The organism is Elusimicrobiaceae bacterium, assembly GCA_028700325.1.
Taxonomy (GTDB): Bacteria; Elusimicrobiota; Elusimicrobia; order Elusimicrobiales; family Elusimicrobiaceae; genus JAQVSV01.
This window is the reverse complement of the sequence record JAQVSV010000007.1, coordinates 38,805-54,417: the sequence shown is the minus strand read 5'-3', so window position 1 is coordinate 54,417 and position 15,613 is coordinate 38,805. Positions and strand designations below refer to the sequence as shown.

Annotated in this window: 15 protein-coding genes; 11 read left to right on the top strand and 4 right to left on the bottom strand. The window is 57.2% G+C overall.

The window, feature by feature from the left end:
* Positions 1-117: 117 nt before the first annotated feature.
* Positions 118-627: a T9SS type A sorting domain-containing protein gene (locus PHW69_01980; GenBank protein ID MDD4003959.1), complete on the bottom strand. Its 510-nt coding sequence runs from the start codon at positions 625-627 to the stop codon at positions 118-120.
* Positions 628-719: 92 nt separating this feature from the next.
* Here PHW69_01980 and PHW69_01975 point away from each other — a divergent pair, with 92 nt between their 5' ends.
* The 9 genes from PHW69_01975 (at position 720) to PHW69_01935 (ending at position 11,221) form a co-directional block, all read left to right on the top strand.
* Entirely contained in the window at positions 720-1,766 is a 1,047-nt protein-coding gene (locus PHW69_01975; protein MDD4003958.1) for a hypothetical protein, read from the top strand.
* A gap of 12 nt (positions 1,767-1,778) precedes the next feature.
* Positions 1,779-2,783, top strand: a complete 1,005-nt coding sequence (locus tag PHW69_01970) for a polyprenyl synthetase family protein (protein ID MDD4003957.1) — start codon at positions 1,779-1,781, stop codon at positions 2,781-2,783.
* Between the two features lie 20 nt (positions 2,784-2,803).
* Positions 2,804-4,729 carry a 1-deoxy-D-xylulose-5-phosphate synthase gene (gene dxs, locus PHW69_01965; GenBank protein MDD4003956.1) on the top strand — a complete coding sequence of 642 codons (1,926 nt, stop codon included), beginning with the start codon at positions 2,804-2,806 and terminating at the stop codon, positions 4,727-4,729.
* Positions 4,711-5,592, top strand: coding sequence for a TIGR00730 family Rossman fold protein (locus tag PHW69_01960; GenBank protein MDD4003955.1), 882 nt, complete (start codon positions 4,711-4,713; stop codon positions 5,590-5,592). Before dxs ends, PHW69_01960 begins: the two co-directional genes overlap by 19 nt.
* Complete coding sequence (locus tag PHW69_01955; GenBank protein MDD4003954.1) at positions 5,589-5,906, top strand: hypothetical protein; 318 nt, start codon at positions 5,589-5,591, stop codon at positions 5,904-5,906. The genes PHW69_01960 and PHW69_01955 overlap by 4 nt, the downstream gene beginning before the upstream one ends.
* A gap of 6 nt (positions 5,907-5,912) precedes the next feature.
* Positions 5,913-7,430 (top strand): AmmeMemoRadiSam system protein B, encoded by a 1,518-nt coding sequence (gene amrB, locus PHW69_01950; protein MDD4003953.1) that lies wholly within the window; start codon positions 5,913-5,915, stop codon positions 7,428-7,430.
* A gap of 5 nt (positions 7,431-7,435) precedes the next feature.
* A complete protein-coding gene (locus PHW69_01945; GenBank protein MDD4003952.1) occupies positions 7,436-8,527 on the top strand; it encodes a 4Fe-4S binding protein in 1,092 nt (363 codons plus the stop codon).
* 139 nt (positions 8,528-8,666) lie between these two features.
* Positions 8,667-9,746 (top strand): alpha/beta hydrolase, encoded by a 1,080-nt coding sequence (locus tag PHW69_01940; GenBank protein ID MDD4003951.1) that lies wholly within the window; start codon positions 8,667-8,669, stop codon positions 9,744-9,746.
* Between the two features lie 158 nt (positions 9,747-9,904).
* Positions 9,905-11,221: a M14 family metallopeptidase gene (locus tag PHW69_01935; protein ID MDD4003950.1), complete on the top strand. Its 1,317-nt coding sequence runs from the start codon at positions 9,905-9,907 to the stop codon at positions 11,219-11,221.
* Positions 11,222-11,284: 63 nt separating this feature from the next.
* Here PHW69_01935 and PHW69_01930 read toward each other — a convergent pair whose 3' ends face one another.
* From PHW69_01930 to PHW69_01920, 3 genes are read right to left on the bottom strand one after another with little or no spacing between them, the layout of a single operon-like run.
* Complete coding sequence (locus tag PHW69_01930) at positions 11,285-12,202, bottom strand: phosphatidylglycerol lysyltransferase domain-containing protein (GenBank protein MDD4003949.1); 918 nt, start codon at positions 12,200-12,202, stop codon at positions 11,285-11,287.
* A 6-nt stretch (positions 12,203-12,208) separates the two neighbouring features.
* Positions 12,209-12,628: a GNAT family N-acetyltransferase gene (locus tag PHW69_01925; protein MDD4003948.1), complete on the bottom strand. Its 420-nt coding sequence runs from the start codon at positions 12,626-12,628 to the stop codon at positions 12,209-12,211.
* Positions 12,625-13,056, bottom strand: a complete 432-nt coding sequence (locus PHW69_01920; protein ID MDD4003947.1) for a hypothetical protein — start codon at positions 13,054-13,056, stop codon at positions 12,625-12,627. Before PHW69_01920 ends, PHW69_01925 begins: the two co-directional genes overlap by 4 nt.
* Before the next feature lie 105 nt (positions 13,057-13,161).
* On the opposite strand from PHW69_01920, the gene PHW69_01915 reads away from it, so the two are divergent.
* Positions 13,162-14,460 carry a GspE/PulE family protein gene (locus PHW69_01915; protein MDD4003946.1) on the top strand — a complete coding sequence of 433 codons (1,299 nt, stop codon included), beginning with the start codon at positions 13,162-13,164 and terminating at the stop codon, positions 14,458-14,460.
* 43 nt (positions 14,461-14,503) lie between these two features.
* Positions 14,504-15,487 carry an ROK family protein gene (locus PHW69_01910; GenBank protein ID MDD4003945.1) on the top strand — a complete coding sequence of 328 codons (984 nt, stop codon included), beginning with the start codon at positions 14,504-14,506 and terminating at the stop codon, positions 15,485-15,487.
* Positions 15,488-15,613 lie beyond the last annotated feature (126 nt).

Below are 15,613 nucleotides of genomic sequence, written 5' to 3'. Positions count from 1 at the left end.
CCGTCTGCATCCATAACACGTATCTGGTCATACAGATCTCTGGTTCTGAGAAAATGAGGAAATAATTGTGCAAGAGGGGAAAAATCGTACCCGTCAGACCGTTTATGCCGTGCAAGTTCACGAAAAGAGGCCGCCCGACTCGATCAGATAAATATACAGCCCGCTCGCCACATTCTGCCCGTCGTCGTTGCGGACATCCCAGGCGATATTGTCAACGCTGCTTGATTTCCTGATCGTTTTCACCAGCTCGCCGGAAACCGTATAAATTTTTATCACCGCGTCATAGGTCAGTTTGGTGAAGGTTACGACCGTATGCCCCAGCCGCTTTTTAAAGGGATTGGGATACGCGTATGAGAAATCAAGCGTGGCCGTAGCCGGGCGCAGCGAATTGATAATGCCGGAATTAACCGAATATTTTGCACCACCGGCGGACTGCACGCCCAGTTGCCCCACGCTCAGCAAAAGAGTCAGCCGGCCGCTTGAGTCGGTATACAGCACGCCGCCCCCGCCGGCATTGGAATTCAACATGCTCACGGAGTATTTGGTACCCGCCATATCGGCATAAACCGGCTCCGCGCACAACAGCCCCGCGCACAGCCATGCCAGAGTGAAGGCATACTTAGACATAATTGCATTATATATAGATAGAATATGGAAAGTCAACTGCATTGCGCGCGTGGATATATTTGATTAGGGATATTATGCTATCATTGTATAATATGCGAAAGAATGTCCGCGCCAGATTGGCCCGCTCAGCCGCCATATTCATGGCGGCAAACCTGTTTGCCGGCCCCGCGGTGGCAGGCGGAGCAGGCACTACAGCCGGCAACTTTTTAAAAATCCCCACGGCGGCCATTCCCGCCGCGCTCGGCAGCGCATATACGGGCGCGGGCACGGTGGACAGCATTCTGTACAACCCCGCAGGCATCGGGCTGGTCAATTACAATTCCATATCTTTTTCGCACAATGAATATATCGAGGGCCTCAAACAGGAATATTTCGCCGGCGCGATGCCTTTCGAATGGGGCAGGATCGGAGCGGCTTTCAGCACGCTTTCGAGCGACGATTTTGACGCGTATGACGAACACGGCTCGCGCATAGGCCAGACCAGTTCGTCGCACATGCTGTTCGCGCTCAATTACGCCAACTCCTATCCTTATTTTCACGAGGACAAGAATACCCATGACCGGATGCTGCTGGTGCCTGACTGGAGCAAACTGCCGGATATCGAGCGTTACCGGCCCCAGACTTTCAGGATAGCTTACGGCGCCACGATCAGATACATAAAAGAACGGCTCGACGACGCGTCCTCCTCCTCCATGGCCGCAGATCTGGGCGTGATTTTCGTGCCGGCTTCGCATGTCCAGCTGGGTGCGGCTCTCCAGAATATCGGCGGCAAACAGAATTTCGACACTGAAACATACAGTCTTCCGCTCACTTACCGGTTCGGAATCGCGACGGATTTTCTGGCACGCAAACGTGTCCTGATCCTCAAGGCGCTGGGCGACGCGGTAAAAGAAAGTGACCGCGATCTGTATTTCAATTTCGGGCTTGAAAGCAATATCCGGCAGATGTTCCAGCTCCGGGCCGGCTACCGCACCGGCCAGGATACAGGCAACGGGCTGACGTTCGGCGCGGGCCTCTGCCTTGACCGCTTCACCGAGGAAGGTTATTTCTTCCGCGGCATAAGGCTTGACTACGCCTATATCCATCAGGGCGCGTTCGGAGCCTCGCACAGACTGGGGTTCCAGATACTGTTTCCTTAACGGCGGCGAAAAATGATGACGCAAACCTGCAATCTTGAGAAATACCTGTCCGGCAAAGCCTCCTATATCGAGAAACGGCTGGCGCGGCGCATCCTTTCCGTGCCGGACACCCCGGCAGCGCTGCTTGACGCCATGAACTATTCATTATCCGCCGGCGGCAAACGGCTGCGCCCCGCGCTGGTGCTGGCCGCTGCGGAAGCGTTCGGGCTCAAGGCGTCCGACGCCGAGCCGGCCGCCTGCGCCATCGAAATGGTGCATACCTATTCGCTCATACACGACGATCTGCCCGCTCTCGACAACGACACGCTCCGCCGGGGCAAACCGACCAGCCATACCGTTTTCGGAGAAGCGACCGCCATTCTGGCGGGCGACGCGCTGCTCACGCTCGCTTTTGAAACCTGCGCGGCCTGCGCCGGGAAGTCCTCCGTCGGGCCGGCGCGCACTCTCAAAGCGCTGGCGCTTCTGGCGCGAGCGGCGGGCGCGAGCGGCATGGTGGGCGGACAATCGTCGGATATTTTCGCCGAGGGCCTGCTTAACGGCGACACGCGCCGCAGTTGCGCGGTGAAAACGGGCGTGAAGAAAGGCATTTCCTATTTCACGCTTCCGCCCGGACGGAAAACTCCCGGCAAGGCGGATATTCTCCGCTACATTCACCTGCATAAAACCGGCGCGCTGCTGCGCTGCGCCGTTGAAATGGGCGCCACGCTCGGCGGCGCGGGCGCGGGCGATCTGGCCCGGATGCGCGCTTATGGCGACAGCGCGGGCCTTGCCTTCCAGATAACCGACGATATTTTAGACGTAACCGCCGACAAGAAGAAACTCGGCAAACTCGGCAGCGACGCCGCCAACGGCAAGCTGACCTATGTAACCCTTTACGGCCTTGACGCGGCACGCTCACACGCGCGCCGCCAAACCAGCAAAGCCGCCGCCGCGCTTAACGGCATACGCGGAGCTGACCGCAGGAAACTGGCTCCGCTTTACGCGCTGGCCGAGTTCATGCTCGGCCGAACGCATTAGGCGGAAAGGAAAACGACCAGATGAAAATATTACCGCGAATAAGCACACCGCAGGACGTCCGCCACCTTCGGCAGGAGTTATTGCCGGAGCTGTGCGGTGAGATCCGTGAAACGATTGTTTCCACCATAAGCCACACTGGCGGGCACCTCGGTTCCAGCCTGGGCACCGTGGAAATCATCACGGCTCTCCATTATGTATTCGACACTCCGGCCGACAAACTGGTGTTTGACACCGGCCATCAGGCCTACACGCACAAACTGCTGACCGGGCGGTACGAAAAATTCGGCACCATACGCCAGCTGGGCGGGCTGTCGGGCTTTTTAAAACGCCACGAGAGCGAATGCGACTCTTTCGGCGCGGGCCACGCCTCCACCGCGCTGTCGGCGGCACTGGGCATGGCGGCCGCGCGCGACCAGCGCGGCGGAACGAACAAGGTGGTGGCGATCGTGTCGGACGGGTGCATGACGGGCGGCATGGCTTACGAGGCCCTGCAGAACGCCGGCCAGCTCGGCAAGGACATCCTGGTTCTGGTAAACGATAACCAGATGTTCATTTCCAACCGCGTGGGCTCGCTGGGCACTTTTCTCACCAAACTGCTGACCAAGGAAAGCGTGCAGAAAGTCGAGCAGCGGATGGAGGATTTTCTCAAACGGAAATTTGAAACTTTCGGCGACGGGCTCGTGAAAGTGGCGCGGCGCGCGCGCGTCATGCTGTTTCCGGGCATGCTGTTTGAAGAAATGGGCTTCACCTATTACGGCCCGGTGGACGGCCATAACGTAAACCAGCTTATCGAAACCCTGAGAACGGTGAAAAACATAAAAGGGCCGGTAATTCTGCATGTGGTCACGCAGAAAGGCAAAGGCTACCAACCGGCCGAGGAAAAACCGATCGCCTATCACGGAGTCGGCATTTTCGACAAGGAGGCCGGGGTGCAGAATAAAAGCGAAGCCAGGAGCGCGCCCTCCTACACCAAGGTATTTTCAAACACCATGCTAAAACTTGCCGCCGCCGATGAAAAACTGACCGCGATAACCGCCGCCATGCCCGAAGGCACCGGGCTCGATGCGTTCCGCGACAGATATCCCGGCCGTTACTACGACGTGGGAATAGCCGAGGAACACGCGGTGACGTTCGCGGCCGGCCTGGCAGCCGACGGGGCGAAACCGGTGGTGGCGTTATACTCGTCGTTCATGCAGCGCGCTTACGATCAGGCGATGCACGATGTCTGCCTGCAGGATCTGCCGGTGGTGCTTGCGCTCGACCGGGCGGGCGTTGTGGGCGAGGACGGGCCGACGCATCACGGCGTATTCGACTACAGTTTTCTCCGGAACATTCCCGGCATGAGCATCATCGCGCCGAAAGACGAGAACGAGCTTCAGCATGCGCTGAAAACCGCCGTGGACTGCGGCAAACCGGTAACGGTCCGCTATCCGCGCGGCGCAGGCGAGGGCGTCGCGCTCGATTCCGACCTGAAAGATCTGCCGTTCGGGAAAGGCGAATGGCTGCGCCGGGGCAGGGACTGCACGATAATCGCCGCCGGGAACAGGGTCTGTCCGGCACTGCGCGCGGCGGAAAGCCTGGCCGGCAAAGGGCTGGACTGCGGAGTCATAAACATCCGCTTCATCAAACCGCTCGACACCGCGATAATAGAGGAAGCCCTGACGGACAGCAGCTTTGTGGTCACCGTGGAGGATAACGTGCTGGCCGGCGGGTTCGGCTCCTCCGTCGCCGAATATCTGACGGCGGCGGGCAGGGACTTCCGGCTCAAAATGCTTGGTATCGGCGATGAGTATGTGACACAGGGCAAACCCGCCCAGTTATACAGCCTGCTCGGGCTGGATGACCAGGGGATAGCCGCCGCCACGGAAAAGTTTTTGAAAAACGGGCACACCGCCCATACACGCACTTCAGCAAAGGAGAAATCGAAATGCTTTCAAAAAAAGTGAAAAACCAGCTCAGGAAAAGCCGGGTGTTTCAGCCGGAAAAACATATAGACAAGGAGAAAATGGTGGCCGCGCTGCATGCCGCTCCGTCATACCGCAAAGCGTACCACGACCAGGACTTCATGAGCATGGAAGAACTGCGCCCCATGCGTTTTCAGCTGGAACTGCTCAAGCCCGAAATGACGCTTTCGGAATACGGAGTGGATTCCACCATCGTAGTGTTCGGCAGCGCGCGCATCTGCTCGAAGGAAACCGCTCTTGCCCGGATTCGCGAACTGACAAAAGCCTGCCAGCTTCAGCCGGACAATAAAATTCTCTGCAACAAGCTGCTGGGCGCGAAAAACCTGCTGAAGATGGCGAAATATTATGAGGTTGCGCGCGAGTTCGGTCATCTGGTGGCTCAGAACACCAAAGGCAAATTCATGATAGTTACCGGCGGCGGGCCCGGCATAATGGAAGCCGCCAACCGCGGATCCTACGAAGCGGGCGTCAAGAGCATCGGGCTTAACATAACACTGCCGCACGAGCAGGGCCCGAACCCTTATGTGTCGCCGGATTTCGCGTTCCGGTTCCATTATTTCGCGATCCGCAAGATGCATTTCATGATGCGGTCAAAAGCGCTGGTGGTATTCCCCGGCGGGTTCGGCACGTTTGACGAACTGTTCGAGGCGATGACACTGGTACAGACCGAAAAGAAACGCCGGTTCCCGATCATTCTGGTCGGAAAGAAATACTGGACCGATGTGATCAATTTCAAGAAACTGGTTGACTACGGCGTTATCAACGCCGAAGACGTCAATCTGTTCCGGTTTGCGGAAACGGGCAAGGAAGCGTGGAACATAATCGCCGAACATCACGATCTGTGACTTCCGCTCCCGCGCGCGGGGCTGGCGGCGCGGCCCGGCTGGCGGCGTTCGTACCGCTAACGGCGATCATCATGCTGGCCGCGCTGTTCGCTTTTTCGCGCGCGGGGCTGCTGCGCCCGGCGAGCAGGATCGCCGTCACGGAAACCGCGCAGCGAAAAACCTGCCTTGGCGCGCAATGCCTGCGCTGCCGCTGCCGCTGCTTCCTGCCGGAAGCAGCGGCGGGTGTTTGCCGCCAGCGCATCAATAACGGCGGCAGCGTGCGGCGCGCCGCCGGCGGACGGCTGGACAGTCCGGCCGCAACAGCCCCCCGGTAAAAAACGATGCCTTTAAAACCGGCTTTAAAAATCGCCGTGCTGACCGCCGCTCTGGCACTGCCTGCATGGCAGGTTCCGGCGCGCGCCGAAGCGCGCGCATGTTATGCCTGCGGGCAATTCTATCCGGCGGACAGGCAGGAACTGCGGGACCTGATGAATCGGTTTCTTGCGCCGGAAAAAGGCGAACCCGCAGTGCACGCCGAGGCGGCGCTGGTTCCGCACGCCGGCTATACCTTTTCCGGCGAAGCGGCCGGGAAAGTTTACCGCCGCCTGGCTGACAGCTATAAAACGGTTATCATACTGGGCACGGCGCATGCGTCGGCCGGGCAGGGTGCGCTTTTGACCTCGGAAGATTTCGAAACTCCGCTCGGCACGGTTGCAGCGGACACCGAAACAATAGCCGGACTGCTAAAGAACCGGCTGTTTAAGAACCTGCCCAGGGCGCACGAAAAGGAACATTCAATAGAAGTGCAGCTGCCTTTTCTGCAGACAATACTGAAAGATTTCAGGATCATCCCGGTAGCGCTGGGCGATCTCGACACGGATGCCGCCGTAAAAACGGGCCGCGCGCTGGCGGAAGCGGTGGACACAGAAACAACGCTGTGCGTAATATCGGCGGATCTGTCGCATTACCCCGACAAGAATACGGCGGAACTGTCGGACCTGACGATCCTGAAAGCGCTGGAATTCATGGATCCCCATTATTTCGCGCTGACCGACCGGATCATCATGGCGAAAGAGCTTAAAGGCCTTTCCTGCACAACCTGCGGCAAAGCCGCGCTTGAAGCGGGGCTGGCATATGCGGCAGCCGCCGGCGCGAACCGGGCTCAGCAAGTGGCATACGCCAATTCCGCACAGTCGCAATACGGTTCGGCTTCGAGCGTTGTGGGTTACGGCGGAATGCTTTTTTTAAAAACCCCGAATGCGCCCGCCGCCGCAATCAGCCTCACAAAACAGCAAAAACGGCATCTTCTGAAACTCGCGCGCGAGGCGCTGCATTCCGGGATAACCGGCGCCCGGTTCCAGATTCCGCACACGAGCGACCCCGTCCTCAACCTGCCGGCGGCGGTATTTGTAACTCTTACAAAAAAAGGCACGCTGCGCGGCTGCCTGGGCACGGTGGAACTGCACGGCGCGCTTAACGACGCGGTGGCTTATTACGCGCGCGCGGCGGCAACGTCGGACTACCGGTTCGCGCCGCTTGCGCCGAAAGAGGAAAACGACGTCACGATCGAGATTTCAATCCTGTCAAAGCCGGCGGTTGCCGCCGGCTGGCGCGCCATCAAACCGGCAGTACACGGCGTGATTGTCGTATCCGGCGGGAAAAGCGGAGTGTTTCTGCCGCAGGTATGGGAGAAGTTAAAAACCAGGGAGGAATTTTTAAGCGAGCTCTGCACCCAGAAAGCGGGGCTTGCGGCGAACTGCTATACCGCCAAAGACACAACCCTGCTGACATTCACCGCCTCGCATTTCAGCGAAAATGATTCTTTTAATTCCGAAGGCCGGTTCCTGCACCCGGATTGAACGCAATGATCACTTTCACCCGCCCTCCGCATCCGGCGTATCCCGCGCTGCTCGTATTTTCCATACTGGTTCCGCTGGGCTGGTATACTGCTCCGCGCGGCGGCGCGGAATTTTTCTGGCCGGTCTGGTGCGCGCTTGTAGCCTGCGCGGCATATTATATTTTCAAAACCGGAAAAATGGCTTTCTGGCGCAGCGCGCTGTTCATAACGCTGGCGGCCGGCGCGTTTGTGAAACTGAAAGCGGCGGGCGGCGGTTTTCCGCCCGCGTGGCTTGCGGGCCATAACGCGGAGCGGATCCCCTGCCATATCGCGCAATCCTGCGATCTGCTGTTTATGCTGAGGACAAACATCACGGCCCTTGTAAACGGGCACGGAACCGCATGGCTGACGCTCAGCGGCGGAATGATTCTGCTTGCGCTCGCGGCTTTCCTGGGCCGGAGCTGGTGCGGCTGGATGTGCCTTTACGGCGGGCTGGATGAAGCCTCCTCAGGACTGCTGCCCGCCAGCTGGCGTATCCTGGCGCGGCGGATACCCGCAAAAACGCGATATGTATCGGCAGTGATACTGTTGATTTTCCTTTTATTGAGTTTCCTTACATTTACGCCCGCGTTCTGCGTGTGGCTGTGCCCGTTGAAAATGAACTGGAGTTTTTTAAAGCTGGACACGGGCGCGGGCATCACGGCGGCCATGCTTATGACCGCTGCGGGCCTGCTGTTCCTGTTTATACTGCCGCTGTTGAGCGGCAGGCGGATTTTTTGCGGCTGCATTTGCCCGTTTGCGGCCTGGCAGTCTTTTGCCGGACGGCTTAACCCATACCGGCTGACCATCGGTTCCGCCTGCACGGATTGCGGCAAATGCGCGGCGGTTTGCCCGGTGCTGGCCATAGACAGGACGAAAGACGGACACTTTGAAATCTCCCCGTTCTGCGTGCATTGCGGCAAATGCGCGGAGATCTGCCCGGCAGGCGCAATAACAACCACCGTCAAGGGGGCGCGCCTCATAATGACTGTCGCGGGCTATGACATCACCGCGCAGAATCTTTTCCGGCTGACCGCCCTGCTTGGGCTTGGCGTAGCCGGTCTTGCCTTTCTGCCATAGCGGCGCCCTGCCCGAACGGCCCCGCGAACAACCGAGGCCAAAGACTTTTAGACATTTGCCTTCCATAATAATATAATTTATACGGGTAGGATTCCGGCAACCAGACCGGCTTTGCAACTTCGCTCAAAGGAAACTCACCATGCTCGGCAAGAAAATACTTTCAAGTCTGCTTCTGGGGCTGTGCACCCCGGGAATTTTCACAATCAGCGGATACGGCGCGGCGCCAGCTTACCAGCCTGTTCCGCTTGTCCTTGACACTACCGACATAGCCAACTGCGACGCGGTCGTACTGTCCGTGCGCGGGCTGGACTTTACCGAATTCGGCCGGGGCGTGGAATTAAAAAACATTCTGGGCATCTACAATTTCCTGTCGGGCCACACACGCAAAGAGCTCAAGGCAAAAGTAGCCCGCCAGTATGCGCAAATGCTGGAAACAGACAGCCATTACTATGGCGACCCGCTATATATCCCCAGAACCTATTTAAATGACTTCCTTGTTAAAAGGCTGCCGGAAACCGGGAAAAAATATGCCGTGGTATCGCTCGACTGGAACGGCGACGCCGGACAAAGCGCCCGGCATTTCAAACAAGTGGCGTTCTGGATAGAACAGGCCTGCGCAGAAGCCGCAAAAACCGGGAAACCGGTTCATCTTGTGGCGCACAGCTGGGGCACGGTTTTATCACACGCCGCGCTGCACCTGCTGGAAAACAGCAAATCGCCCGTGCGGATTGATAAATTCATCACACTCGGTTCCCCGCTTTCGCCAAGCGCGCCCGTGCTGAAAACCGCTATCGGCATAGACCTGGCGATGTATGGCATTGAAGCGAAAGTCGCAAAACCGGGCAACGTCGGATACTGGATCAACCTGTGGGCACAAAAGGATCTCTTTTCAAACGCCATTGAAGCGGCCGATGTAAACATACAGGTAGACCAGTCCGCGGAACCGTACCGCCTGGCTCTGTCTGCGTATCTGCACGGCAAAGCGGCCCGATCCGGCGCCAAAGCGGTTGACTACAGCAACGATTTGAGCGATCCGGAAAAAACCGTTAAGAAGATACCGGCGGATTCAAAACAGGCCTATGCGGATTTGCGAAAGCTCAATTCGACCGTAATCTGGCACGGCTCCTATTTCACCGGAGTGGCAATAAAGCTGAAATCGCTCAACGAAGAATATCATCTCGACTCGGTGCGCCGGTATTTCCTGCCGATATTGCAGTAGCCTGAATTTATTTTTGTTTGCCTGTGGCCGGCGCTGATGGATCACAAAAACCCGGCCTGGGCCTATAGGCCCAGGCCGGACACAGGCACAAAGCACCTCCAAAACCGCTCAAAATACCCTATAATACAGATATAGTGTTGCAAAACAAGGAGAAACCGATGATCAGACTTTTTCTGGCGCTCGCTTTTTTCGCGCCGCAGGCTTATTGCGGACAAAAAGCGGCGGATTCACTGTCGTCCCTTTCGCAGCTTAATGCTGCCGCTTCCGTAAAAATTGACAAGATCGGGCTTCCGCACGCTAGGCCAGCGCTTGCCGGACCGGACAAGACCGACAGTCCTCTTAACGGCCGGTTCTGGGTAACCGTGGAGGCGCCGACGCGGGAAGACCGCGGAATGCTGGAAAAAAACGGTCTGGCATTTGAATCGTTCAACGGCAAATACGTCAGCGGAACCATAGATTCGGAAAGCCTGGCGCAGATCAGGAAACTGGGGTTCAAAATCACTTATCAGGCCACACTGGCGGATTTCAATCTGAATTTCATTAAAGATTTCCCGCCTCAGGACGCCCGCTATCACAACTACAGCGAAATGTACGGCGTGCTCAAGGAAATCAACGAAAAGCTGCCGGATCTGACTACTTTGATGTCCATCGGCAAGACATTCGAAGGCCGCGAGATCTGGGCGCTGCGGTTTAACAGCACCGAGAAAACGGGAGTCAGCAAAAAACCCGGCGTCGCCTATCTGGGTGCGCATCACGCGCGCGAACATCTGAGCGTGGAACTGCCGCTGGCTTTCGCGCAGTGGCTCGCCGACAACAGCGCAAAGCCGGAAGTTAAAAAACTCATGCAAGAACGCGACGTGTTCATCATTCCCATGGTAAACGCCGACGGCGCGGAGTACGACATTGCCAAAGGCCAGTACGCCTGGTGGCGCAAGAACAGAGCGAAACTGCCGAATTCTTCCAGCATCGGGGTTGATCTTAACCGCAATTACGGCTGGCACTGGGGCGGCGATTCCACCAACCCCGGCTCGGAAACCTATCAGGGGCCGGAAGCGTTTTCCGAACCGGAAAGCTCCGCCGTCAAGAATTTTTTTGACACCTACACCAACATGAAAATCATGATTTCATACCACACCTACGGCCAGATGGTGCTCTATCCGTGGGGCGACGTGTATGATCAGCTGGAGGATAAAAAAGATCTTCAGGCGCACATCACCATCGCCAGGAAAATAGCCGCGATAACCGGCTACAGGGCGATGCAGTCCAGCGAACTTTATCCCGCGACAGGCGACTCCTGCGACTGGTCGTACGGCGCGCATAAAGTGCTTTCCTTCACGATCGAAGCCGATCCCGGCCGCTCCGGCTACGGCGGTTTCTATCCCGGTTCAGCGATAGTGGACACCGCTTCCAAATACAACAACGAAGCCTCCTACTATGTATTGCAGAAAGCGGGTGACCCGTACTCGGACCAGTAGCAGAAACCCGATATAAAAAAAGCCGGGGCTTTTGGCCCCGGCTTTTTTTGCATGACAAACGATTCAGCGCAGGTCAAGCGCCCAGCTTTGCTCGATATGCGCGGGATGATAGGAAAGTTTGGCCTGCCGCAGGCCCTCGTCGCCCATATCGTTTTCCTTGCTGATATAGTCATAACCCTCGAAAATACGGCGCGCCGCCTCGCGGTCGAGGAACTGATAGAGTCCCTTGAAATCGCCGGCGGCCTTCTCGAAATTAAGAACGCCGGTATCGGCGGTCAGCCCTGTCCCGATCGCCAAGGCGCGAACCCTGCCGTCAATCCGCACCGCAATGCCCCGCACGCCTATAACCGAAAAATTGGCCAGCGTCTGGAAAAACGCTTTCCGCTCACACCCCATATCCTGCGGCCAGAGCGAAAATTTTTCCGACTTGGCGCGATACCATTCCCCGGCGAATTCCCGGCAGTCGCCCAGCGCGGGTTCGGTGATCGGCTCGACAGACACACGCCCGGCGGCAAGATATTCCCGCTCAAACTGCCTGATCAGATTGCGTTTTTTTGAATAACGGTGACCGGAGAGATCGGCGAGATCGGCGCGGCGGTAGATATAATCGTCGCAGTTGCGCTCGCGGGTTGCAATGAAAAATTTTTCCAGCTCGGCCGCCGGGACCCGTTCCAGATATCCGCCCGGCACGAAGCGGTACCTGCCGATCCCCGCGGAACGGGCCAGCGCGGCGAGTGCCGGCGGAGCGGGTTCCGCTCCGCCGACCGGCAATAACAGCCACCGCGCGTCCGGTTCCGTGACGCTTTGCTCCGAAATCAGCAGGCCGTGCGGGGTTTCCGCGAAAAAATTGCTGTAAGCGCAGTTGTTCCATACGGAAACCACGCCCGGCGAATACGAACTGAGCCTGTATTTCTGCCCGGCGAAATACCCGGAAAGAAGCGTTCCGTCAGAAGGAGAAAGCGGCACGAAGGAAAATGACATAAGCGTTCAGTAAACGGCGCTGCCGTGAATCATGGGAGTGCAGTCCCTCATTTTTTCAAACCCGCAGCGGCGGTACAGCGAGTCCGTGCCGCCGGACGCCACAAGCGCGATCCAGCTCAGCCCGCGCGTCTTCAGTTCAGCCACCAGCCTTCTCACCAGTTCGGCGGCAATTCCCCTGCGGCGGCAGGCCGGCGCCACAAACACATCCTGAATATAGGCGTCGTTAACGCCGTCGCCTATGGCGCGCGCCATACCGACGGTTTCCCCGCCATACCGCGCGATCAGAAAACATACCGACCCGCCGATCATGCGGCGGTAAAATTCAGCCGGCTCACCCTCGGCCCAGCCGCTTTCTTCGAAAAGCGACATTATTTCATGCAGTGTTTTATCGTCCGGCCCGGCAATGAAATCATACCGCAGCTTCATATTCCCCCTTTTTTGCTTTCAGGCCGGATAATTGAAACAAAACCGTCAAGCCCGGCCAGCATGTCCGGATAAGGCGAAGCCATCAGTCTTTTGTAGCAAAAAACGGCGCCCATTGCATAAACAGCGCCGTAGGCCAGCCCGGCCCAGGAAATTGCCGAAAACGACGAATACAACCGGTAAGCCGAGAAAAACGCGTCAAATACGGAAAGAATCACCAGCGCAATAAACAGACTGTTTATCCATTGCGCCGCCACAATAACATTTTTCAGCAGCCGTATTTTAAAAAACCGCACGGCCAGAGGCGCCGCAACCGGCTGTAAAGCCAGAAACACGCCGCCGAAAAAAACGGCCTTGCCGTAATCGCCGTTATAGATCTGCCCGGCGCCGGGCGCACAAAGCGCAAGCAGCACAACAATCACAAGTCCCATGCACACTCCAGACACGCAAATCGCTAATCCGACAGCTTTTTTTATGATATCATTTATGCATATTCGTTTGCGCATACCGTAATTTGTAACAGGAGAGGCTTTTAAATGGCGAATACCGATATCAATTTTAAAATGGACCAGAACCTTTTTTCTTTGGTAAATTCCGTTATGGCCCAGTCAAAAGGCGCCAATCCCAACGAATTAGCGACAAGGGTGTCAGGGCTGATCCTGTCTTACTGCGTTAAAGAAGGCGCCAGCGATATCCATATCGAGCCGCTGGCCAACGACGTGACGATCAGAATGCGGGTTGACGGCATGCTGCGCGATCTTATCAAATACCCGAAAACCAATCTGCCGATCACAGCCAGAATAAGGGTATTATCCGGTTTTCCCCCGCAGGCGGCGACAGCCTATTCGCCGGAAGACGGCCGCTTTCAGGCTATGGTTGACGGGCGGGCGGTTCAGTTCCGCGTGTCGTCGTTTCCCACCATGCACGGCGAGAAACTCGTTGTGCGCGTACTCGATATCGGGAAAGGCAAGGTAAGTCTGGAATCTCTGGGTTTTACCGTGCAGACGCTGAAAAAACTGCGCAGCATGATCAAGACGCCCAGCGGAATGTTCATTGTGGCGGGTCTGACCGGGTCGGGCAAAACCACCACTTTATGCAGTATTTTGCAGGAATTAAGCTCGCCGGAACTCAATATCATGACAGTTGAAGACCCCGTGGAGTATGAAATAGAACGGGTCACCCATTCCCAGATCAACGGGAAAGCCGGCTTCAGCTTTGCGGAAGCGCTGCGCTGTATTCTCCGGCAGGATCCGAACATAATCATGCTGGGCGAAATCCGCGACAAGGAAACCGCCGAAATCGCGCTGCGCGCGGCGACCAGCGGCCACATGATTTTCAGCACCGTGCACGCCGCCACCACAATAGGAGTGGTGCACCGGTTTCTGAGCATGGATATTGAACCTTATATGGTCGGCTCCACTCTTACCGGCGTACTGGCACAGCGGCTGGTTCGCAGAGTATGCTCAAAATGCGCCGAGCCGACCGCGCCGGACGCCAACTTTTTCGCCGAACTGATCAAAGAACTTGGCCCGGCTCAGACAAACGCCGTTTCCGAACTGATAAAAAGCACGGGCGGACGGTTTCTCAAAGCCAAAGGCTGCCCCGAATGCGCGTTCACGGGCTACCGCGGCCGGATAGGCATTTTCGAACTGCTGCCGGTAACTGCGAAAACCCGTGAATTGATAATGACCGGCGGAAAAACCAATTTCGCGGAAATACACGCCAATGCGCTGGCGTCCGGCATGAAACCGATGATCATTGACGCCATTGAAAAACTCTGGATGGGCGTAACCACGCAGGAAGAAATAGCCCGAACCTTAAGCGGCAAAATGTAAGTTGTCTGCGCAGCAGGATAATGCACCTCTGGGGAGGAGTGTTATGAACTCGCGTAAGCAGGTTTTCCGGGCCGGGATAGATCTCGGCGGCACCAAAATCACGGTTTCAGTTCTTGATCGCAACTACAAACCTCTGGCGACGGCGCAGGCCCGCAATGTGTCAGAGGAAGGCCGTGCCTATCTGCTGGAAACAACCACCGGCCTGCTCGACCGCGCGCTCGCCGAATGCGGGCTTGAAACTAAAGATCTGGCTTCGACAGGCATCGCCTGTCCGGGTGTGGTGAACGAAGATCTGACTACCGTGATCGGCTCGCCCACGCTGCCGTTTCTTTCCGGCTACGCGCTCGCCTCGCAGATTGGAAAACGGACCGGCGTGCCCACCATTGTCGCCAACGACGTGAACATGGGCCTGTACGGGGAACACCAGTTCGGCGCGGCGAGAGGCCTGCGCCACGCGGTCGGAATTTTTCTTGAAACAGGGATCGGCGGCGCGCTTATTCTGGACGGAAAACTTTATTGCGGCGCGTTCGGCGCGGCGGGCGAATTCGGTCATATTTTCATGAACGACATGAGCCCCAGATGCGGCTGCGGAAATTACGGGTGCCTGGAGGCTCTGGCCAGCCGCACCGCTATTTCCGCCGAAGCCGCCACTCTGGCTGCGCGCGGCGAAGCTCCCGCGCTCTTAAACCTTTCAGGCGGCGACGTGCGCCGCATAACCAGCAAGGTGCTCAAACTGGCGATTGACCAGGGTGACGCGGCTATAGCCGCGCTTATCCGCCGTAAAACCGACCTGATCGGAATCGCGCTCGGCAGCGTCATAAACATTATTGATCCGCAGGCGGTTATTGTCGGCGGCAAGATGGTTGAAGTCATGCCGGAGCTGGTGCTTGAACCCATCACCGCCAGCATTAACAGATTCACCTACTGCGCCACTTTCAAACGGAAAGTGAAACTGCTAAAAGCAAGCCTGGGCACCAGCGCGACGATGCTGGGCGCGGCAAAAATGTCCGAAGAAAAGTTCCGATAAGCCCCCCCCCCGCTCGCGAATAAAACCGCCGCCCGGCCCACAGGTTGGAGCCGGCGCGCGGTTTTCAACGTTCATTGCAGGATCCGTTTTGTTGCCTGACGATTCCTAAAATGTTAAATTAAAATA